Origin of the sequence: Bacillus methanolicus PB1, assembly GCF_000262755.1 — a bacterium.
In the GTDB taxonomy this organism is placed as follows: Bacteria; Bacillota; Bacilli; order Bacillales; family Cytobacillaceae; genus Bacillus_Z; species Bacillus_Z methanolicus.
The window spans coordinates 775657-798451 of the sequence record NZ_AFEU01000001.1; the positions used below are offsets into that span (position 1 = coordinate 775657).

12 protein-coding genes, 16 tRNA genes and 3 rRNA genes are annotated in these 22795 nt (G+C 41.9%); 1 reads left to right on the plus strand and 30 read right to left on the minus strand.

Annotation, left to right across the window (positions count from 1 at the left end; genetic code table 11):
• Positions 1 to 116: 116 nt before the first annotated feature.
• From PB1_RS03580 to PB1_RS03610, 7 genes are all read right to left on the minus strand, one after another.
• On the minus strand, positions 117 to 689 hold the full coding sequence (locus PB1_RS03580; protein ID WP_050979088.1) for an FAD synthetase family protein: 573 nt from the start codon (positions 687 to 689) through the stop codon (positions 117 to 119).
• A gap of 657 nt (positions 690 to 1346) precedes the next feature.
• Complete coding sequence (locus tag PB1_RS03585; RefSeq protein ID WP_003350820.1) at positions 1347 to 2750, minus strand: ammonium transporter; 1404 nt, start codon at positions 2748 to 2750, stop codon at positions 1347 to 1349.
• 69 nt (positions 2751 to 2819) lie between these two features.
• Complete coding sequence (locus tag PB1_RS03590; RefSeq protein ID WP_003350821.1) at positions 2820 to 4040, minus strand: acyl-CoA dehydrogenase family protein; 1221 nt, start codon at positions 4038 to 4040, stop codon at positions 2820 to 2822.
• Between the two features lie 143 nt (positions 4041 to 4183).
• Entirely contained in the window at positions 4184 to 4405 is a 222-nt protein-coding gene (locus PB1_RS18395; protein WP_003350822.1) for a cupin domain-containing protein, read from the minus strand.
• A gap of 1016 nt (positions 4406 to 5421) precedes the next feature.
• Positions 5422 to 6687 carry an ammonium transporter gene (locus tag PB1_RS03600; RefSeq protein WP_202946735.1) on the minus strand — a complete coding sequence of 422 codons (1266 nt, stop codon included), beginning with the start codon at positions 6685 to 6687 and terminating at the stop codon, positions 5422 to 5424.
• 133 nt (positions 6688 to 6820) lie between these two features.
• Complete coding sequence (locus tag PB1_RS03605) at positions 6821 to 7393, minus strand: hypothetical protein (RefSeq protein WP_003350825.1); 573 nt, start codon at positions 7391 to 7393, stop codon at positions 6821 to 6823.
• A gap of 60 nt (positions 7394 to 7453) precedes the next feature.
• A complete protein-coding gene (locus tag PB1_RS03610) occupies positions 7454 to 9409 on the minus strand; it encodes a primary-amine oxidase (protein WP_003350826.1) in 1956 nt (651 codons plus the stop codon).
• Positions 9410 to 9672: 263 nt separating this feature from the next.
• Between PB1_RS03610 and PB1_RS03615 the strand changes: the two genes are divergently transcribed.
• A complete protein-coding gene (locus tag PB1_RS03615) occupies positions 9673 to 10482 on the plus strand; it encodes a helix-turn-helix domain-containing protein (RefSeq protein ID WP_003350827.1) in 810 nt (269 codons plus the stop codon).
• A 501-nt stretch (positions 10483 to 10983) separates the two neighbouring features.
• On the opposite strand, the gene pstA is transcribed toward PB1_RS03615, so the two are convergent.
• The 23 genes from pstA to PB1_RS03730 all read right to left on the minus strand — a co-directional run bounded on the left by pstA (position 10984) and on the right by PB1_RS03730 (position 22721).
• Positions 10984 to 11874 (minus strand): phosphate ABC transporter permease PstA, encoded by an 891-nt coding sequence (gene pstA / locus PB1_RS03620; RefSeq protein ID WP_003350829.1) that lies wholly within the window; start codon positions 11872 to 11874, stop codon positions 10984 to 10986.
• Positions 11874 to 12806 carry a phosphate ABC transporter permease subunit PstC gene (pstC, locus tag PB1_RS03625; protein ID WP_003350830.1) on the minus strand — a complete coding sequence of 311 codons (933 nt, stop codon included), beginning with the start codon at positions 12804 to 12806 and terminating at the stop codon, positions 11874 to 11876. Before pstC ends, pstA begins: the two co-directional genes overlap by 1 nt.
• A 98-nt stretch (positions 12807 to 12904) precedes the next feature.
• Positions 12905 to 13771, minus strand: a complete 867-nt coding sequence (locus PB1_RS03630; RefSeq protein WP_003350831.1) for a phosphate ABC transporter substrate-binding protein PstS family protein — start codon at positions 13769 to 13771, stop codon at positions 12905 to 12907.
• A gap of 26 nt (positions 13772 to 13797) precedes the next feature.
• On the minus strand, positions 13798 to 15576 hold the full coding sequence (locus tag PB1_RS03635; protein WP_003350832.1) for a stalk domain-containing protein: 1779 nt from the start codon (positions 15574 to 15576) through the stop codon (positions 13798 to 13800).
• 488 nt (positions 15577 to 16064) lie between these two features.
• Positions 16065 to 16150 (minus strand) — tRNA-Leu (locus PB1_RS03640).
• Positions 16151 to 16173: 23 nt separating this feature from the next.
• Positions 16174 to 16259: transfer RNA gene (locus PB1_RS03645), tRNA-Leu, on the minus strand.
• 42 nt (positions 16260 to 16301) lie between these two features.
• Positions 16302 to 16375: transfer RNA gene (locus PB1_RS03650), tRNA-Cys, on the minus strand.
• An 8-nt stretch (positions 16376 to 16383) separates the two neighbouring features.
• A tRNA-Gly gene (locus PB1_RS03655) sits at positions 16384 to 16458 on the minus strand.
• Positions 16459 to 16462: 4 nt separating this feature from the next.
• Positions 16463 to 16537 (minus strand) — tRNA-Gln (locus PB1_RS03660).
• Positions 16538 to 16562: 25 nt separating this feature from the next.
• A tRNA-His gene (locus tag PB1_RS03665) sits at positions 16563 to 16638 on the minus strand.
• Positions 16639 to 16646: 8 nt separating this feature from the next.
• A tRNA-Trp gene (locus PB1_RS03670) sits at positions 16647 to 16720 on the minus strand.
• A 7-nt stretch (positions 16721 to 16727) separates the two neighbouring features.
• Positions 16728 to 16812, minus strand: a tRNA-Tyr gene (locus tag PB1_RS03675).
• 53 nt (positions 16813 to 16865) lie between these two features.
• Positions 16866 to 16938: transfer RNA gene (locus tag PB1_RS03680), tRNA-Thr, on the minus strand.
• A gap of 5 nt (positions 16939 to 16943) precedes the next feature.
• Positions 16944 to 17019 (minus strand) — tRNA-Phe (locus PB1_RS03685).
• 44 nt (positions 17020 to 17063) lie between these two features.
• Positions 17064 to 17139 (minus strand) — tRNA-Asp (locus PB1_RS03690).
• A gap of 3 nt (positions 17140 to 17142) precedes the next feature.
• A tRNA-Met gene (locus PB1_RS03695) sits at positions 17143 to 17216 on the minus strand.
• A gap of 265 nt (positions 17217 to 17481) precedes the next feature.
• Positions 17482 to 17557 (minus strand) — tRNA-Val (locus tag PB1_RS03700).
• An 8-nt stretch (positions 17558 to 17565) separates the two neighbouring features.
• Positions 17566 to 17640, minus strand: a tRNA-Glu gene (locus PB1_RS03705).
• An 18-nt stretch (positions 17641 to 17658) separates the two neighbouring features.
• Positions 17659 to 17747, minus strand: a tRNA-Ser gene (locus PB1_RS03710).
• Between the two features lie 3 nt (positions 17748 to 17750).
• Positions 17751 to 17825, minus strand: a tRNA-Asn gene (locus tag PB1_RS03715).
• Between the two features lie 19 nt (positions 17826 to 17844).
• Positions 17845 to 17960, minus strand: a 5S ribosomal RNA gene (gene rrf / locus PB1_RS03720).
• Positions 17961 to 18083: 123 nt separating this feature from the next.
• Positions 18084 to 21017, minus strand: a 23S ribosomal RNA gene (locus PB1_RS03725).
• Positions 21018 to 21168: 151 nt separating this feature from the next.
• Positions 21169 to 22721, minus strand: a 16S ribosomal RNA gene (locus tag PB1_RS03730).
• The 16S, 23S and 5S rRNA genes sit together here with 16 tRNA genes alongside, the layout of an rRNA operon.
• Positions 22722 to 22795 lie beyond the last annotated feature (74 nt).

A 22795-nucleotide genomic window follows, 5' to 3' on the forward strand; every position in this document is an offset into this window, starting at 1 on the left:
CCTTATAGTGTAAATAAGTGTTATCGGAACTATGAAATAGATATTTAATTTACAATAGTTTAAAAACAACCGGCGTTCCCTTAAAAGTCAACTGCATGATCGATTGCAGTGGTTTACTATTTATTGGTTATATATTTGTCCTCCTTACTATCATGGAATAAAGTTTGCCAGCCCAAGAGCCGTTCGGCCTGGTATAACATGTCTTGCATCATAAGAGTACGAATTCGACTAGAAGAAATGATTTCTCCTAAATCGCAGCGAATCGGATCCAAAACATGTACAGTAAAACGTTCACGTAAGGTGTTTATGTTCCCTTCCTTATTTCTTCCAAACTGAAAATCCGGACCCGCCCATATCTCTAAAGGATTCAAGTCTGTAAGTTCATCAAGAAATGAACTGGCTCCTCTTGTAACATAGTCAGCGTCGAAGGATGCTACAATAACATGGTCTACTCCAAGAAATCTGAGCCTTTTTATCTTCTCTGTTAGTGGTGTCAACAGCAGGGTATTCTTAAAATACACTCGCGGCGGCGGGTCAAAAGTATACACGACTAAGGGAACCTCGAGTTCTTTTGCACGTTCTTTTGCACGAGAAATCAAAGTCTGATGACCAAGGTGAACGCCATCTAACGCTCCAATAGTCAGTACTGATGCGGGAAGTTGCAAAGTTCGCTCAGTATGTATTCGCATGTAAATCACTCCTTCAAGTTTTCTATCCACAATGCCATCATTCTTACGAGTGGATAACAAGTAGGTCCTTTGAAACCATGAAAGTTCCATAAGTAAACTTCCTTTTGGTTGATCCTTTTTCACTCATTTTCTTCAACTCAATCTTTATATTTTTATACCGCCTGCTTACATGATATTTACATTTCAATCTTACGATTTTTATTAGTCACCACACCTCCATGTAAAAAAATGTTACAAAAAAATTTATTTTCTATCGTATGGTAACCATATAATTACATAAAAAGTGAGAAAAACCTACTTGTTATTCCCGTATTTTGAGATAATTTTAGATTTTATGTTATAAAATCTAACATACATTTTTTTATTACCTAACTACTAAAATATAAAGCTTTGATAATGATCTAAAGTCTATATCAAAAAATAACAAAGTGGACGTATCAATTCATTTAATTGGATAATAGAAATTCAACTTATGTCATTGCGATTAGATCAATTATATAAGAAAAAGCATGCTTACCAGCATGCTACTAAAATAAATGGAACCTCTTATTCTGTTTTGATTCGCTTTCTGCTTTGAGGAGGGAGTCGTATTGCATTTTACTTATCATAAAACAATAAAAATACTTTATACCATATGCCAACTATAGATTATTTACTCTAGCTCTCTAATGGGCGCTCTGAAAGCGAACCTACACTTTTGGCCGGATGTATAATCGTTGAATTTGTATTAAGTGATTGGTAAGTAGTCATATATGCGGGTTCTTCGTGAAAACTCAAATCCAAGCCTATCAATTCATCTTCCTTGCTCACACGTAATGGAGTAAACAAACTAATGACTTTTAAGATAACCAATGTCCCTACGACGGCTAGGACCACTGTTACTCCTACTCCCATCATCTGAGGAAGAAGTTGTTCAGGATTACCGTAAAGCAAGCCATTATTACCAGCTGGATTTACCTCTTTACTTGCAAAAATACCAGTAGCAAGCGCTCCCCAAATACCACCTATTCCATGTACACCAAAGGCATCTAATGTATCATCATATTTAAAACGGACTTTCACGAAGTTAACGCCGAAGTAACAAACAAGACTACCGGTAAAACCAATAATTAAAGAAGAAGGAACGGTCACATAGCCAGCTGCCGGGGTAATTGCAACCAATCCGGCAATCGCTCCGGTTGCAGCACCAACAAGAGTCGGACGTTTTCGGATTATCCATTCGATAGCAAGCCAACTAATCCCCGCTGCACATGCGGCCACATGCGTATTAGCAAAGGCAAGTGATGCTAATCCTCCGGAGGCAAGTGCACTGCCGCCATTAAATGCCAACCAACCAAACCAAAGAGTAGCAGCGCCAATTAGAAACAAAACAAGATTGTGCGGAGCATTTTCATGTTTATCGTGCCTAGGGCCAATAATCAATGCTGCCACCAGAGCACTAACTCCAGCAAGAACGTGAACAACAGTTCCACCGGCGAAATCTAGTTCTCCTAGATTAGATAGCCAGCCGCCTCCCCACACCCAGTGAGCCATCGGAGCATAAATCAAGGAAGACCATAAAATTGAAAATATGATCCAAGCCGGAAATGCGATGCGGCCTGTAATCCCTCCCGAAACAATCGCAACTGTAATCGCAGCAAAAGTGGTCTGGAAGATGGCGTAAATATAATGCGGGATCGTTAAAGTACCGAAAGTCGCTTCCGCCCCGACATCTTTAAAGCCAATGTAGTCAAAACCGCCAATAATACCACCAATATCAGTTCCATACGTAAGGCTGTATCCCCACAGTACCCAAACCACACTTACAACCAAAAGACTGGTAAAACTGTGCATCATTGTAGATACTACATTTTTTTGACTGACTAGCCCTCCGTAAAAAAGGGCAAGACCCGGTACGTGCATAAACAATACAATGGCAGTGGCAGCCAAAATCCATGTTGCATCTCCTGTGTCAACTTTAACTGTGTTTTCCTGCGCAAATGCGGCTAGTGGAGAAAATAACGAAAAACATAATGTGGACATTAATAACAGCGGAACTCTCCTTTTAAATAAATGTCTCATATTATAATCTCCTTACAATATAGTGATGGCTATTGACAGAATATCTTTCAGCACAATAGAAGTCGCTGCCTATTCAAACCACGGAACTTCAATTAATGTACGGCCGATCCATTCACGTAAAATTTCATTTGTAGGTCCCATTAATGCCCCGGCACGGCCGTCGCGTAAATATTTTTCTACCTGACCTGTCAGATAGCCCCTTCCACCCGAAACTTGCAGCGCCTGATTTGTTACCTGGATGACAATATCGGCGGCATGTGTTTTTAGCTCCCACAGCGGATAAAGGCATGTGGACAATGTTTGACCGTTTTCTATACACTGATCCATGCCTTCAGCTGTTCGATAAAGCATATTTCTTGCACTATCGATCAAAATTTGGGCTTTTGCCAGTTCGTGACGTATAACCTGATAGCCGGCAACAGATTGCCCGGTATCTTGATGAACCTTTTTCCTGGCACTGTCAATCGCAGCGTTCAGTGCTCCCTGAGCAATACCAATCCAACAGGCAGAAGTTCCCAATAAAAACAATGGATCGATAACATTATCATTAAAAAAGTTCATCCCACCTTCACTACCAAGGCGATTGTAGATTGGTACTAAAACATCTTTAAATTTCATCGGACCGCTGGCATTCCCGCGCAGTCCCATAGCTGAAAACGGAAAATATTCAACCCCATCCTGATTCTTATCTACAATTAAAAACATTAATTTGTCCGATTCGATACTGTCCGGATAATTTGTACAAACAATATACCAATCAGCTTCACCAGCGCTTGTGACAAATGATTTCTCTGCATTTAATAAATATCCGTTTCCTCTTCGAGGAGCAGAGCTAACAACATTCCAAAAGTGACTTCCAGTTGCAGGTTCACTGAAGGCCAGTGCACCAATCTCTCCTTTAAGCACACCAGGGATATACCGCTGACGCTGTTCATTGGACCCTGCTGAATAAAGTGTTTGTACTGCTGCTGTATGCATGACCCAACACATAGTAGATGAAGCACAGTACTGTGCGAAGCTCTCAGCTAACACAGCAAATCCGGTAAGCCCTGCTCCAAGACCACCATCCTCAACCGAAATGGTAACTGCACCAAATCCCGCTTCAGCGATTGCCTTTAAACTTTCGCGAGGATAACGGCCTTCCTTATCGGAAATAGAAGCCCGGGGAAGCAACTCATTCTTTCCAATCGCGTGCGCCTTTTCACGCAGTTTCTCATGCCCCGCCGGACATCTCCACCAGCTTGGAATCTGCATGATTCCTTCATTTAATACTGTGTTATTGATTGCCATTTTTATTCACTCCTTAGCAATTTTGGTTTATATTTAAGAAGGTTCAGGAAATTAATTTAAGTAAATTCTTGTCGCCTTCCCTGCCCTATAAATCTTTCTATAAATTTTCAAGCTTGTATAAGCCAGGTCATGTTCTATTTATTTTACATAAAGGATGACTCAGGCAGTCGATGACCTGTATAAAAAGCTTCCCCGTCACTTTCCTTATCAAAAATGACCGTTGTGTCCGGAGTAAAGATTAAAACATCTCCAGCCTCTGCCACATATTTTTCTCCCTGATCATCACGCACCACAATCTTGCCCTTTAAAACCACCTTTACCTCTAAGTACGTATAGGTGAATTCAAAATCTTCCGAAGACTGCATGGAAAAGTAACCTAACGATAATGCATTTTCTTTGGATATCACTGGAACATCAATAATATGGCTTTTTAATGCCGGAATTCCCAGTAACCCGTTTAGTTCTTTCTTTGCATAAGTACCCGCTTTAATTAACTGGAACCTGATTTTTGGCTTAAATAATTGAATTCTGTTTTTGTTAATGTTTTCTTACACATTTTTTCATCTAAGTATTTTTTGTCTTTCTTATATTTTTTCAACCAGTCTTACTTCCCAAAACCCCCTCCTTTAATGTTAGGAATAGTAACAAAACTATTAATAATCTTATTAGTATGACTTTATATTCACACAAACTAATTCGTAAATAAACCGAATTTTCCTAAATATCGGGATTAAGCCAAATTTCATGTAATAAAAACTAACATACAAATAGATTTATTGGTTTAGGCGCGAAAATAATTCGATAAAAAATTGTACCTATATAATCTGTTAACTCACAGATAATAATGGCATTTCGAACATCTTATGTATTAACTCAATTTAATTTTGGGCAGACTTCATCAACAGGTGAACTCTACCCAAAATCAAAAAGAACTGATTGATAAACTGTTTGGTATTGCGTCACAAACCATTCTTGTACTTTACTTTTGAATAATTCCATGTTAAAACAAGGGGCTGTCTCAAAAGCCTAAGGGTCAGACCCCATAACACAATATATAGGACATAGTGTTGGATAAATGTGCTATATATTGATAAATGCACATGGGGTCAGACCCTTATGAGACAGCCCCTTAAAAGATCACTAATTATTGATTCAATGCACTCTCTCTAGATTCATGTCTATTACGTCTTCACATAATAGAAAAAAGAGGTTTCTAACTAATGGTCTTAGGATCGTTGTTTTTGTCTACGCTCCACTCTAGGAGTATAAAGCGAGTAAACACAATCGTTGTATGGCTAATCAACAGATTACTTCGCGAAAGTTGAGTTAGTATTAATGTCCTGAACCATTAAATAAATGCTTTTCAACATTCAAGAAACGACTATGACACATTATGATTAGATTCTAGTAAGTTTCGTGTCTGCTCCGTGGGATTATATGCTGGTTCTTCATGAAAACTTAAGTCCAATCCCATTAATTCTTCTTCCTTACTCACGCGTAAAGGGATAAACATACCCATTAGTTTTAGTATGATAAAAGTCCCTACAGTTCCTAGAATGATAGCTGTTGCTACACCGGTAAATTGATGAAGCAGCAGTTCTGGATTTCCATAAAGAAACCCGTTCTTTCCGGCTGGATTTACACTTGTTGTTGCAAAAATACCTGTGGCAATTGACCCCCAAATCCCTGCAATTCCATGTACTCCAAAAGCATCTAACGTATCATCATATTTGAGTTGAGCTTTAACATAATTAATGCCAAAATAACTAACAGGTGCAGCGATTAAACCTATTATTAAAGCGGAAGGAACCGTGACATATCCCGCTGCAGGAGTAATACCAACTAGACCAGCAATCGCTCCTGTCGCTGTTCCAACTAAAGTCGGTCGTTTACGAACCATCCATTCAATAATAAGCCAACACAAACCACCTGCTGCGGCCGCTATTAGAGTATTGGCAAAGGCAAGAGTTGTGACATCATTAGCTCCAAGAGCACTCCCCGCATTAAATCCAAACCAACCAAACCAAAGACTGGCTGCACCGACTAGAAAAAGAACAATATTATGGGGAGTGTGTTCTTTCTTTAAGTGCTCAAATCTAGGACCAATTACCAATGCTGCCGTAAGAGCACTTACACCTGAAAGGATATGGACGACAGTTCCACCTGCAAAATCGAGTTCACCTATTTGAGCTAGCCATCCACCGCCCCAAACCCAATGAGCCATTGGTGCATAAATAAACGTAACCCATATTACGGAAAAGATGACCCAAGCCGGAAAGGATATACGCCCTGCAATCCCCCCTGAGATGATGGCAACTGTAATAGCGGCAAAAGCACATTGGAAAATAGCAAATGAATAATGTGGAATATTGTATGTGCCAAAAGCCGCCTCACCTCCGACACCGTTAAATCCCAAGTATTCCAGTCCTCCGATAACTCCTCCTATATCTGGTCCAAAACTAAGAGAATACCCCCATAAAACCCAGGCTATGGTGACGATTAATAGACTAACAAAGCTATGCATCATCGTAGAAACAACATTCCGGTCACTTACTAATCCTCCATAAAAGAGCGCGAGGCCTGGAACATGCATAAAAATGACAATGGCTGTAGCAACAAGCATCCAGGTCGTATTCCCTGTATCAATTTTCGGAGCGGTTTCAGCAGCAAAAGTGATTGTCGGAATAGTAAAGAAAAGGACCAGCAAAGTGAGTAAGAAAAGATTTCTTCTTTTTCGAAGCATAGAGATACCTCCTCGTCCGCGTTTCATTTATTTAATGTTAATGATGGTGCTCATGACTACTTTTGGGATTTTCGTTGACATCCTGAGCACTACCTTCAAAAGTTGCTGCAATTCCGATAACTAATAATGAGACAACAGATAATAGAAAAAGTGGAGCTATTCTTGCCTTTTTAAGCACTTGATTTTCTTTTACTGCTTCTTTATTCAGCATGAGCATTAGGGATATGACGGTAACTAAATAAATGATATCCATCGCAATGATCATAAAAGCTTCACGATTTTCCTGCATCATATCACCAAGCATGGCCCCCATCATGCCCCCCATAAAACTTGCAGCCATTGCCTCAATAATTCCCGACAACCCGAAAATATTACCTATAAAATACGCGGCAATAAAGCTGACTATAATCGACAGGACTGTAGAATAAGCTAGTTCACCTCGTAGTAAAAGAGCAAGAATGAGACCAATAGTTGTACTACTTACCATTCCTAGTGACATCGAAATACACCTACCAGAAACTGGGCTTACAAACTGTTTTTTTGCCCCTGCATGTATACAAAAATAAATGGTATAGGAAACGATCATGATTGTGCTGATAAACAGTAGCATCATTTACCTCCAATTTTTATAGGGGGAGTTGGCTAAGAAATCAACTCCCTGTAAGCTTGATTAATGGCAGGAACTTCCTTTAGTAGTATGGCATGCAGCTGTTTTTGGAGTCGGACGTGGAATATCCAATGCCGGATTGCGATCAAAGAATCCTACTGGTTTTAATTGAAAGTTAATATAAGCTGTTGGCATTACTGGCCAATCTTCTGGTCGGGTAATATGATGGTGACCCATTGTATACCATACGACAATATCCTCGTTTTCAATATTACGATTAGCTTGAACATATTTCGTTAACCCATCTCCACCTTTATGCTGATTCGGATATGCTCCAGATGCATACAATTCTTTTTCGTCAAATTTTGTAACATGCAAATGATTCTTAATAAATCCTGCACGTTTCATTAAGCTAGAATCATCATAAGCGAATGGAAGACAGTTCTCACCCGGCATAATTTTATATCCAACCGGCTGGCCAACAGCATTTAGCGAATTTGGGTTAATAATCTTCCAAGTACGAGCAGATGCAAGATCCATTCTGCGTACTGCTTCTTTTTCTGTTTTAAAGGTTGTAGTGACTGGATAGAATGCATTACTATATGGATTATTTGGACCTTTTTCTTCAGATACTGTGTTTATTTCTACTACAGAGTTATTCATCCCATCTAATTGCATATCAAGTCGGAAGTTAAAGAAGTGCTGATGGAATGGCGCATTTAATTGTGGAGCAATTAAATTTCCGTATTTAGGTATTTCGCCCTTATCAAGCGCACCAGTGTTTAACACACCAGTCAGTTTTACTTCTACTTCTATTGTTCCATCTTGATAGAATGACCAATAGAATCCATAATCGTAGTTTGCCACAGTTGCAAAGAAAGAAATAACTAGTCTTCGTGATCGGCGCACTTCGACTTTATCTGTTCTCCAATCTGTATGTTTCCATGCAACCCCATAATCTTCTTCGTGTAAACAAATCGCATTAGGTATCGTTCTTACATTCCCTTTACTGTCAGTCATTACTGCATCGAAGTATCGAATCTCACCTAGACAATCACAACCAAGAGTTAATGAATTAGCTAATTGGCCTATACCATATTCCCCAGCATCAAATGCATTTTGACGGCTGTGCATTTCAGTTGCTTCCCCATAAGGTACAACCATTTCAGCTAAAGATGCACGATATAGTATTGGACGAATCTTTCCTTTATCTTCATAACCAATGTTATGCAGAACGAGCCCTTCCCTTGGTGTAAAGCTAAAACGGAAATCCCATTTTTGCCAACGGACATGATGCCCATCTACTTCGAAGCTAGGACCTTCCGGTTGAATAATTTCTAAGGGTTTTAAATCCTTACGAAATTCGATTGAATCTGACGTTTCAGGAGAATAGTTTCCATCTAAAGGAGGTAAAGGCTTTACAGCATAATCTTCAATACGCATAACTTCCATTTTATTCAAATCTACTACTGCTATTAATCCAGTTAATGGGTAAGCATAACCATTGTCGTTAGGTGATTTTCTTACCCACGCCAATGCTCTCGCTACCCTTTTGCCCTCATCTTCCTCTACATTAAAGTATCCAGCTGACCAAGGGTCAATCATGACTAAATCCGGATCGGTCACACCTCTTTTTAAAAGGGCTGCCTGATATTCTGGATTATTTTTTACAACTTGTTCACATTCTTCAAATTCGTCTAGCATAAATCCAGGCTGTACATCCGGTATGTGCTCCCAGCTTACGATTTCTTCATTTGTTATGGATACAACGACTTCATACGTTTTTTCGGTTTCATTATCTAATAGGATTATGAAGGCTTCCCGATTAATAGGATCTCCGTTTTTATATTGTAAGACCACTTCTTTCAAAGGCTCTTTTAAAACTACTTGTGCAAACCTAACCGATTGGCTTAAATTTTTCTCCTTTCTTACAATCTCAACTGCCTTTTTAATTTCTTCAGCTGTTAATGGCTCTAACGGATGAGAAATTTGTTTTACTTTCATTTCATGTGTTTGCATAAATATTTCCTCCTTTTAATATTCTGATTTTTCATTTGTGTTCATGTCTCTTTAAGAATAACTAGTTTTTTATCGTAATTATTGTAAAAACCGAAATTATGTTATATTTTTTACAGTTTTCATGTTAGATATATTAACATCTTTATTGATAAAAGCATAAATATGTCATATTTTTATAATAATTTTACGGTTTTAATTTTTATTAATTTAAGTTTCTTATTTCATTTTTTAACTGGAATCAAATAAACAAGGAGGAATTAAAAATGAAAAATTATTTTCCTTTTCAACCCGAAATCCAAAAAAATACATATTCTTACAAAGAATTAAAACCAGCAGGATTTTGGTATAGTCAAGATATTGCATTATTCTACCAATTTAAAACAGTTAATAGTTCACCTACGACCCTTTCACTAATACCTGATGGCTGTTTTGATATTTTATTTTGCTGCCATCCAACGCTTTCTTCTGCCTTCCTATGGACCAGCCCTTTCCATCGAAAAAAGCAGCCAGAATTTCATAGGGACTGTGAATATTTTGGAGTCAGATTTTTTCCCGAACAAAGTATCATCAAGTTAAATTACCCTATGAGTGAACTTCTTGATAGGAAAATTCCGCTATTTGAGGTGATGAATGGAGATAAATCCATTATTGAATTAATAGCTTCGGGGAAATCTTTCAGTGAGAGAATCGAACAGTTCGAAAAATTTTTAATAAAAGCTCGTTTCAATATGGGAAAAGACCAAAATATGGTTGGTTATGCTATTCAAAAAATTTATTCCTCTGGCGGCATGTTGAATATTAGTGAATTATCGGATTCCATTGGATATTCTCAACAGTATATTCGCAAAAAGTTCGAGGAGTATATTGGATTTTCGCCCAAACAATTTTGCCAAGTTGTTAAATTTCAAAATTCCTTAGACATGTTTTTAGAAAGGGATCGATCCGACATATTAGATATCATTTACGATAATGGATATTATGATCAAGCCCATTTTATTAAGGAGTTTAAAAAATTTACACATTTAACACCTAAACAATATAAAAAGTACTTTAGTGTTAGCCATATTAACTGATTCATACCTGTGTCTTCCGAAGTATCGCAAACCTTTTAGGTAAAACCGCATAAATAAAACTCTATTTTGTAAAATAAAGGAGCTTTTAAGACCCACAGATATGCCATTGCCAGTTAAAATAACTTTTCTCAATTTTTTTAACCCCTCGTTATCACATACTTTTTCTAAAAAATTCTATGCTAAACAATTATAAAAAATATTAATATCTAAATGCCTCTTTCCTACTTATTCACTGATTACTTCTTTAACTCAAGTTTGACACGGTGCCGGTCCAAATTCTTTTGTCCATTTTAAGGAGATGGACGAAGAAGAGCCCTGACCATGAATTCTTTCGAAGTAACGCTCTGAAAATTTGGCAAGCCCCTCGATGATCATCAGAAATTCCATTAAAAAAGTGGATAACCTTTGTGTTTATAACACTTGGCTATCCACATGTAGTGGGATTGTGTCAAACTTTTGTGACAAGTTCTTGATATACTTTACTTTTTTCTCAATTAATTTTTACCGTTTTAATCGAAAATCCCTCAACCAAACCGGAATTCTCAGTAAGGTACTCATTAATAAAATAATACATACTAACACTGCTGCTGACTTTTCAGCAATTTCCTTTGCATCGGGGACCAATGCTTCAGATTGTACATACCATAAATAGACTGGAAGATTTCCCCCTGGTGACAACAAATTGAAATCCCACATTTCTCCAGATGTACCAGTTCCTCCGGCGAGCAAAATAACAGCCGATTCTCCGAATGCTCTGCAAGCTGCGAGACTTATACCTGTTACAATCGCGGATAAGGCAGCTGGAAAAACTGCTTTGATAATAGTTTTAGATTTCGTTGCACCGAGAGCATAAGATGCTTCTCTCACATCCATTGGTACTGAACGTAATGCTTCCTCTGTCACACGCGTTAGTACCGGCAAATTAAGCAGCGACAATGCAACTGATGCTCCAAGAATTGTCAATCCAATTTGGAACACATCAACAAATAACACGTATCCGAATAATCCAAACACAATAGACGGTACAGATGCCAAGCTTTCCACACATGCCCTTATGACTTCCGTCAATCGATTATCAGGCGCATATTCAGCTAAATATATCCCGGATCCTATACCAATTGGCAAAGAAATAATCAGAGAAATGATAAGAATATAAAAAGAGTTAAATAAAAATGGTCCTATACCGCCGCCCTCCATCACTTCATCGGGTATACCGATCAGAAAATCAAATGTTAACAAAGGCAATCCCCTGGATATTATACGATAAAGGAGCCAAAAAATGAGAGCAACAATTAAGAGGCTCACGATCCATAATCCGACAGTAAAAAGCTTATCTACTAAAAAATTTAATGTCCACTTTCTTTTCTTTTGATATAAGGTTAATTCTTTCATTATTTTACTCCTTTTGAACGTATGCTCCGGATAATGAGAATAATAAAAGTGGAAATGAGTAGCAGAATGAATGCCATCATATATAAGGCGTTATTCCACGTTGATCCAAATGGTACGTCGATAATTTGCATGACAATGTTACTTGTTAGCACCGCAGTTGGAGTGACCAAATTCTCCGGAAGCTGTGGTGTATTTCCAATGACCATCACAACTGCCATCGTCTCACCTATAGCACGGGCCATTCCCAAAATCGAAGCGGTTAAAATTCCTGTTCTCGCAGCAGGAAGAACGATCCGAAATACGGTTTGAAAACGAGTTGCCCCTAAAGCATAACTGCCTTCCTTTAGATTTTCAGGTACCGTTGAAATGGCTTCATCACTTATCCTAGTAATAGTCGGGAGTACCATGAGGGTCAGTACAAGTGATGCAGCAAGCAATCCATCTCCCATTAACGACCCTGTAATGTCTCTTAAGAAAGGAACAAGGATGGTCAATCCAAGATAGCCATATATAATGGAGGGAATCCCGACTAATAAATCTAACATCGATCTTACTAATTTTTTAATCCAGCTTGGTGATATCTCAGAAATGAAAATAGCGAAAGCTAACGATATTGGAACAGAAAACAGCATCGTCAATCCAGTTAAAGAGAGGGTTCCTATAATAAAAACTGCGGCACCATACTTGTCTTCATATGGTTCCCAAGTTTTTGAAAAGAAGAATTCTTTTACGGGTACATCTTTAAATACAAGCAATCCAGTTTTTCCAACAAAAACTGTAATAGCCAAGAGTACTATTCCGAGTAATAAAGCACTTGTAAAACAAATTATTTTAAATACATGATTTTTCATATAATTACGTTTTGATTGTTTGTTGAATAAATCACCTACTTTGTATGAAGGCAGGTGAAACTCTTGTTCTATTTTTGCCATAATTCCTCCATATAGTATGAAAAGGAGGGTAACTAATAAGTGTTCCCAGCCATTAGTCACCCTCAATTTCATTTTCTTTTTTCCCTGCAAGGGGTTGTTTATTTTATTTTATTAATAGGAATAAATTTTAACTTTGTTAGTGATCCATTTTGGAATTTATTGCTTTGGATATATTTAATGAATTCAGCATTTGCTCCTTTAGGAGTACCTTTTGTCAATAAGTATCCATAGCCCCAAACCGTATATTTGCCATTGATCACGTTCGAAGTTGTTGCAGCTACGCCGTTATAATTAACCGCTTTAACATTTCCTTTTACATATGCTAAGTCAATGTAGCCAATCGCATTAGGATTTGATTCTACGGCAGAAAGCATTTCACCGCTTTTACCCACTTCTTTGTAATTTTCTCCTTTTGTCATAAAGCTTGCATTCTTTAAAGCTTTAATCTGATAGTTAACGCGTGTACCGGAACCGTGCTTTCTGTTTACTACAACAATTTTCGCATCTTTTCCGCCTACTTGTTTCCAGTTAGTGATTTTTCCAGAAAAAATGCCTTGTAATTGAGCTGTTGTTAAATTTTTTACCGGATTTGACTTATGAACAATGGTTGCGAATGGAATTACTGCTATTTTATGAGCTTTTAATTCTTTAAAAGCATTGAAACCTGCAACTGGTTTTGTAGCATCCCAGTCACACGCACCGATTGTGGCAGCGCCTTTCATAACCGACTGTGGTCCAGCAATAGAAGACGAACCTGAAACTGTCACCGATACCTTAGGATGGATTTTCTTAAATTCTTTTGCAGCTTGCTGTGTTAATGGAAGTAAAGCAGTAGATCCTGCAATTACTACTTTACCTGAAACTTTAGAAGCAGCCTCTGCAGAATGAGTAAAGGCTGAAAATGAAAACCCAACAATCGTTGCAAAAGTTAAAATTGTCAAAGCGAGTCTTTTAATCAATTTCATTGTGAATCTCTCCCTTACTTAATTATTTATTTAGTTACTGCTTCAAAAAATCCATTTTTGATAATTAATACTTTTTCTCCTTCTTGACCAGGAGCTGTTGCGGCAATCGATTTTCCGTCCTTGGAAACTGAAATTGATTGAAGTTCCATTTTTGTTTGGGCCAGTTTTGTCAGTTTCTTACTATCCGGATCCATTTCATACACAACATAATTGCCGTCTGTTTCAGCAACTAAAAGGACTATTTTCCCTTGCGCATTTACTGTACTGGCAATAATCTCTTTGTCTGAAAGCAATGGAGTTGTTTTTCGTGCTGTATCAATCATTGTAAGGACAGGAGAAATATTTCCTTCCACATCATAAGAAACATACACGATATTTCCATTTTTTAGATATGCCGGAAATACTTTATTGTCAGCTGTAGATGTCAACTGTACCGGCTTAATTTCTTTCTGTTGCAAATCGAGTTCAAATAATTGAACTTCAGTATCCTTTACATCAATGTCTTTCACGTCAGAATTATCTTCCGTATATTCCGTTTTTCCTTCTTTTCCAACTGCGTAAAGGAGCTTCTTCCCATCAAATGAAAGGTGCAAATCATATTTATATGCAAGTCCATCTTTATAAACCTCGGTAATTGTCCCGTCCTTGACATTCATTAAGGAAATCTTATCGCTTTTATCTCCTTGAACAAAATACACCTTTTCTCCGTCTGGCGCCCAAACAAATTCAAATTTCGCGGAGTCATCCTGATCATTAATCTTCTTCACTTTATGAGTGACGAGATCAACAATATACACAACACCAGTTTCATCAGAATAGATAGCTTGTTTCCCATCCGGAGAAACAGAAAGTTCAGTACCATTTATTTTGGCAATAGCTTTTTTACTATTAACGTCCACTAAATATGAAACTGCTCCTGTTTCCGTTTCATTCGTAACTAAAAGAATTGACTTGTCGATCCATACCGGATTAAATGTTTCCCCGCTTATTAGTCCTGTTGTCGAAACAAAAAGGCTGTTTTGTACAGGGATCACGTCACCGCCAAGTGCCGTCACTAAATCATATATGTCAGCATAAGCTTGGTTTTTGGCAATAATAGGAAAAGAACGCAATTTTACAGTTTTTCCTTTCATAATTGCCGTATTTTGAGAAAGCTTCAGTTGAATAGTTTTTCCGTTTTTTGTAATCAGGATTCGCTGATCCTTTGTAATACTTGTAGAAGCTGAAAACAGTTTTGCTATCTGTTGAACAGAATATAATGATTTTCCATTCGCTTTTAAGACTTGCACTTTCTGTTGTTTTCCTTCTACATTTAAAGCTGCTGTTTCAAATTTAATAGAACCATTTGTTGAAATAAGAAGATTCTTATCAGCAATCGAATCTCCGCCCAACAATTGGATGATAGGTTTGGCATCTGCGAATAACGTCTTTCCAACCAATTTCGTAGAAGCTCCAAGCTTTACCGTTTTTCCATTGCTGACAGCTGTATTTGTATCTGCTTTAAGACTAATTTTCACTTTTTTCTTGCCGATCGTTTTTTCAATGATAGCTGACTTATTTTTTTGGTTGGTCGTAATCTTAGCAGCCATCATTTTTGATATATCTGCCGATGAATAAAGCTTCTTTTTATTCCAATTAATATAGTTGACCTCTTTTAATTGGCCATTCACAAGCACTTTTTCTTTTTGAACTGCTAATGATTGCTGAACAGCTGCTGCTTCGGCATGATTCATGGAAATTGGTGCATAGGCGCTTCCTGCTAAAACAGCCAAAGCAATAACTAATCCTGTGGTTGTTTTCTTCAAATCCTCTCCTCCTTTAATGATGTTTACTGTACTAATAGATTAGACATATTTTATTGAAAACCTCCTTCACTCACCTCTTCTTCTACCGACTATAGTCTTAGTACAAACGTAATTATAGTATTCTTCTGTTAAGATATTATTGATATATTTTTAACTTTATAAATTTTAGATTAATAGTTTGTTAAATGTTTCCTCTCATACCTTTACGATCCAATGATCAATTGCAAGATTTTATGAACGCAAATTTTGAGCGTCTACTTTAAGAAAGGAATTTGCTCATAGTAAAATTACGAAGAATAAAACAAAGCAAAACGCGTTTGAATAAAGGAGATAGTTTAACCTCTTTTCTCCCTTATTCATCAAGAAAGCTTAAGCATGTTGTTTTGTTGTCCAGACGATTTGTCATTGGCTTTAATACATAAAAAAACAAAAAAGCCAATGCTATGAATTACTTAAAGCATTGACTTTACATGTTTTTTCGTTATGTATGGTACCGGTGGTCGGGGTCGAACCGACACGGGATAAACCCACACGATTTTGAGTCGTGCGAGTCTGCCAATTCCGCCACACCGGCATATTAAATTATTTAATTGGCAGTGCCGAGGACCGGAATCGAACCGGTACGGTAGTCACCTACCGCAGGATTTTAAGTCCTGTGCGTCTGCCAGTTCCGCCACCCCGGCGTATTCCATATATGCCTAGCATTTATTATAAAAAATATTAAATGGAGGCGGCAACCGGATTCGAACCGGTGATAAAGGTTTTGCAGACCTCTGCCTTACCACTTGGCTATGCCGCCATCAAAATTGGAGCGGAAGACGGGACTCGAACCCGCGACCCCCACCTTGGCAAGGTGGTGTTCTACCACTGAACTACTTCCGCATATTGGCTGGGCTAGCTGGATTCGAACCAACGCATGACGGAGTCAAAGTCCGTTGCCTTACCGCTTGGCTATAGCCCAGTAATAACAAATTGTACAAATTATATGGGGCGACTAGTGGGAATCGAACCCACGAATGTCGGAGCCACAATCCGATGCGTTAACCACTTCGCCATAGCCGCCATAAGATTGGCAGGGGTAGTAGGAATCGAACCCACACCGGAGGTTTTGGAGACCTCTGTTCTACCGTTAAACTATACCCCTATTTCAATGGTGGAGGGGGACGGATTCGAACCGCCGAACCCTGAGGGAGCGGATTTACAGTCCGCCGCGTTTAGCCACTTCGCTACCCCTCCAAGAGAATATGATTATAACATGAAAATTTCATTGGAACAATAAATATTAGCGATGCCGGCGAGAGGAATCGAACCCCCAACCTACTGATTACAAGTCAGTTGCTCTACCAATTGAGCTACACCGGCTAAAATGGTGGCTCGGGACGGAATCGAACCGCCGACACAAGGATTTTCAGTCCTTTGCTCTACCGACTGAGCTACCGAGCCTAATTTCTTATTATTTAAAAACTAGCATTATGTATGAGATGTTATGGCGGTCCCGACGGGAATCGAACCCGCGATCTCCTGCGTGACAGGCAGGCATGTTAACCGCTACACTACGGGACCATATTGCGGGGGCAGGATTTGAACCTGCGACCTTCGGGTTATGAGCCCGACGAGCTACCGGACTGCTCCACCCCGCGGTAATATTATTTAATCTTAATAGTCCATACGCTTATTTTTGCTTAGGACTGTCCGACCTCAGTGGGCTAAACCAAGAAGCCGTTCGGTCGGTACAACTCGCAGTTTATTCGGTGAAGTAATCGTCGCCCCGATTTCAGTAAGCATATTCAAGGAGCGGCTCAAATGATGCGCTTAAGAAGATTCAAAGAATCTTATTCGAGTCGTGGCTCCACGCCACGCCAATTTTATAATATTAGGTTTTCCAGCACTTTCTTTTCTTTCGGATGGTGGAGGATGACGGGATCGAACCGCCGACCCCCTGCTTGTAAGGCAGGTGCTCTCCCAGCTGAGCTAATCCTCCAAAATAAGTGGTGACCCGTACGGGATTCGAACCCGTGTTACCGCCGTGAAAGGGCGGTGTCTTAACCACTTGACCAACGGGCCATAGAAAGTTATCAATGACGGAGAGCAAGGGATTCGAACCCTTGAGACAGCGGTAACCGTCTACACGATTTCCAATCGTGCTCCTTCGACCACTCGGACAGCTCTCCTAATGGCTCCGCAGGTAGGATTCGAACCTACGACCGTTCGGTTAACAGCCGAATGCTCTACCACTGAGCTACTGCGGAATAGTAAATTATATATTCAGCCTGGCAGCGTCCTACTCTCGCAGGGGCAATGCCCCAACTACCATCGGCGCTGAGAAGCTTAACTTCCGTGTTCGGTATGGGAACGGGTGTGACCTTCTCGCCATCGCCACCAGACTAAGTGATCAAAGACACACATTATTATAATGCCTTTTTTGATTTTTTCAAGAGGAATTTTCATTCTCTCAAAACTAGATAATGTATGAGAAGGATGAAGAACGAAGATCACCATCATATGACTAGGTTAAGTCCTCGATCGATTAGTATCTGTCAGCTCCACGTGTCGCCACGCTTCCACCTCAGACCTATCAACCTGATCATCTTTCAGGGATCTTACTAGCTTGACGCTATGGGAAATCTCATCTCGAGGGGGGCTTCATGCTTAGATGCTTTCAGCACTTATCCCTTCCGCACATAGCTACCCAGCGATGCCTTTGGCAAGACAACTGGTACACCAGCGGTGCGTCCATCCCGGTCCTCTCGTACTAAGGACAGCTCCTCTCAAATTTCCTGCGCCCGCGACGGATAGGGACCGAACTGTCTCACGACGTTCTGAACCCAGCTCGCGTACCGCTTTAATGGGCGAACAGCCCAACCCTTGGGACCGACTACAGCCCCAGGATGCGATGAGCCGACATCGAGGTGCCAAACCTCCCCGTCGATGTGGACTCTTGGGGGAGATAAGCCTGTTATCCCCGGGGTAGCTTTTATCCGTTGAGCGATGGCCCTTCCATGCGGAACCACCGGATCACTAAGCCCGACTTTCGTCCCTGCTCGACTTGTAGGTCTCGCAGTCAAGCTCCCTTATGCCTTTACACTCTGCGAATGATTTCCAACCATTCTGAGGGAACCTTTGGGCGCCTCCGTTACTTTTTAGGAGGCGACCGCCCCAGTCAAACTGCCCGCCTGACACTGTCTCCCGCCCCGATCAGGGGCGCGGGTTAGAATTTCAATACAGCCAGGGTAGTATCCCACCGGCGCCTCCACCGAAGCTGGCGCTCCGGCTTCTCAGGCTCCTACCTATCCTGTACAAGCTGTACCAAAATTCAATATCAGGCTGCAGTAAAGCTCCACGGGGTCTTTCCGTCCTGTCGCGGGTAACCTGCATCTTCACAGGTACTATAATTTCACCGAGTCTCTCGTTGAGACAGTGCCCAGATCGTTACGCCTTTCGTGCGGGTCGGAACTTACCCGACAAGGAATTTCGCTACCTTAGGACCGTTATAGTTACGGCCGCCGTTTACTGGGGCTTCGATTCAGAGCTTCGCGTAAGCTAACCCCTCCTCTTAACCTTCCAGCACCGGGCAGGCGTCAGCCCCTATACTTCGCCTTGCGGCTTCGCAGAGACCTGTGTTTTTGCTAAACAGTCGCCTGGGCCTATTCACTGCGGCTTTTCCGGGCTATGCACCCAGAAAAGCACCCCTTCTCCCGAAGTTACGGGGTCATTTTGCCGAGTTCCTTAACGAGAGTTCTCTCGCTCACCTTAGGATTCTCTCCTCGCCTACCTGTGTCGGTTTGCGGTACGGGCACCTTTTCCATCGCTAGAGGCTTTTCTTGGCAGTGTGGAATCAGGAACTTCGGTACTATATTTCCCTCGCCGTCACAGCTCCGCCTGATGCTGACGGGATTTGCCTCGTCAGCGGCCTAACTGCTTGGACGCGCTAATCCAGCAGCGCGCTTGCCCTATCCTCCTGCGTCCCCCCATCGCTCAAACGGAAAAGAGGTGGTACAGGAATATCAACCTGTTGTCCATCGCCTACGCCTTTCGGCCTCGGCTTAGGTCCCGACTAACCCTGAGCGGACGAGCCTTCCTCAGGAAACCTTAGGCATTCGGTGGATGGGATTCTCACCCATCTTTCGCTACTCATACCGGCATTCTCACTTCTAAGCGCTCCACCAGTCCTTCCGGTCTGGCTTCAACGCCCTTAGAACGCTCTCCTACCGCGGACACCGACGGTGTCCACCCACAGCTTCGGTGATACGTTTAGCCCCGGTACATTTTCGGCGCAGAGTCACTCGACCAGTGAGCTATTACGCACTCTTTAAATGGTGGCTGCTTCTAAGCCAACATCCTGGTTGTCTAAGCAACTCCACATCCTTTTCCACTTAACGTATACTTTGGGACCTTAGCTGGCGGTCTGGGCTGTTTCCCTTTTGACTGCGGATCTTATCACTCGCAGTCTGACTCCCAAGGATAAGTCTTTGGCATTCGGAGTTTGTCTGAATTCGGTAACCCGATGAGGGCCCCTAGTCCAAACAGTGCTCTACCTCCAAGACTCTTGCACTTGAGGCTAGCCCTAAAGCTATTTCGGAGAGAACCAGCTATCTCCAAGTTCGATTGGAATTTCTCCGCTACCCACACCTCATCCCCGCACTTTTCAACGTGCGTGGGTTCGGGCCTCCATCCAGTGTTACCTGGACTTCACCCTGGACATGGGTAGATCACCTGGTTTCGGGTCTACGGCCGCATACTCATTCGCCCTGTTCAGACTCGCTTTCGCTGCGGCTCCGTCTTTTCAACTTAACCTCGCATGCGACCGTAACTCGCCGGTTCATTCTACAAAAGGCACGCCATCACCCATTAACGGGCTCTGACTACTTGTAGGCACACGGTTTCAGGTTCTCTTTCACTCCCCTCCCGGGGTGCTTTTCACCTTTCCCTCACGGTACTGGTTCACTATCGGTCACTAGGGAGTATTTAGCCTTGGGAGATGGTCCTCCCTGCTTCCGACGGGATTTCACGTGTCCCGCCGTACTCAGGATCCACTCGAGGAGGGAACGAAGTTTCAACTACAGGGTTGTTACCTTCTCTGACGGGCCTTTCCAGACCTCTTCGTCTACTCCGTTCCTTTGTAACTCCATACAGAGTGTCCTACAACCCCAAGAGGCAAGCCTCTTGGTTTGGGCTGTTCCCGTTTCGCTCGCCGCTACTCAGGGAATCGCGTTTGCTTTCTCTTCCTCCGGGTACTTAGATGTTTCAGTTCCCCGGGTCTGCCCTCCTAACCCTATGGATTCAGGTTAGGATCCTATCCCATTACGGATAGGGGGTTTCCCCATTCGGAAATCTCCGGATCAATGCTTACTTACAGCTCCCCGAAGCATATCGGTGTTAGTCCCGTCCTTCATCGGCTCCTAGTGCCAAGGCATCCACCGTGCGCCCTTTCTAACTTAACCTAAAAGGCTTGAAACCTAAAATGGCGATACTCGGTTCTTCTTTTGCCTTCTTCAATACGATTATCTAGTTTTCAAAGAACGAAGTTGTGAGGAATTGCTCCCTCAAAACTAAACAAACAAAAGCGAGCAACTTCATGTTTAAAATCCTTAGAAAGGAGGTGATCCAGCCGCACCTTCCGATACGGCTACCTTGTTACGACTTCACCCCAATCATCTGTCCCACCTTAGGCGGCTGGCTCCTTAAAGGTTACCTCACCGACTTCGGGTGTTACAAACTCTCGTGGTGTGACGGGCGGTGTGTACAAGGCCCGGGAACGTATTCACCGCGGCATGCTGATCCGCGATTACTAGCGATTCCGGCTTCATGCAGGCGAGTTGCAGCCTGCAATCCGAACTGAGAATGGTTTTTTGGGATTGGCTCAGGCCTCGCGGCTTAGCAGCCCTTTGTACCATCCATTGTAGCACGTGTGTAGCCCAGGTCATAAGGGGCATGATGATTTGACGTCATCCCCACCTTCCTCCGGTTTGTCACCGGCAGTCACCTTAGAGTGCCCAACTGAATGCTGGCAACTAAGGTCAAGGGTTGCGCTCGTTGCGGGACTTAACCCAACATCTCACGACACGAGCTGACGACAACCATGCACCACCTGTCACTCTGTCCCCCGAAGGGGAACGTCCTGTCTCCAGGATTGTCAGAGGATGTCAAGACCTGGTAAGGTTCTTCGCGTTGCTTCGAATTAAACCACATGCTCCACCGCTTGTGCGGGCCCCCGTCAATTCCTTTGAGTTTCAGCCTTGCGGCCGTACTCCCCAGGCGGAGTGCTTAATGCGTTAGCTGCAGCACTAAAGGGCGGAAACCCTCTAACACTTAGCACTCATCGTTTACGGCGTGGACTACCAGGGTATCTAATCCTGTTTGCTCCCCACGCTTTCGCGCCTCAGCGTCAGTTACAGACCAGAGAGCCGCCTTCGCCACTGGTGTTCCTCCACATCTCTACGCATTTCACCGCTACACGTGGAATTCCGCTCTCCTCTTCTGCACTCAAGTTCCCCAGTTTCCAATGACCCTCCACGGTTGAGCCGTGGGCTTTCACATCAGACTTAAGGAACCGCCTGCGCGCGCTTTACGCCCAATAATTCCGGACAACGCTTGCCACCTACGTATTACCGCGGCTGCTGGCACGTAGTTAGCCGTGGCTTTCTGGTCAGGTACCGTCAAGGCACCGCCCTATTCGAACGGTACTTGTTCTTCCCTGACAACAGAGCTTTACGACCCGAAGGCCTTCTTCGCTCACGCGGCGTTGCTCCGTCAGACTTTCGTCCATTGCGGAAGATTCCCTACTGCTGCCTCCCGTAGGAGTCTGGGCCGTGTCTCAGTCCCAGTGTGGCCGATCACCCTCTCAGGTCGGCTACGCATCGTCGCCTTGGTGAGCCGTTACCTCACCAACCAGCTAATGCGCCGCGGGCCCATCTGCAAGTGATAGCCGAAGCCATCTTTCAGCTCTTTCCCATGCGGGAAAGAGGATTATCCGGTATTAGCTCCGGTTTCCCGAAGTTATCCCGGTCTTGCTGGCAGGTTGCCCACGTGTTACTCACCCGTCCGCCGCTGACTTCAGGAAGCAAGCTCCCATCAGTCCGCTCGACTTGCATGTATTAGGCACGCCGCCAGCGTTCGTCCTGAGCCAGGATCAAACTCTCCAAAAAAGAGTAAGATAAGCTCATACAATAATAGAATTAACGTTGACGCTTTTGTTTGTTCAGTTTTCAAGGAACATTTT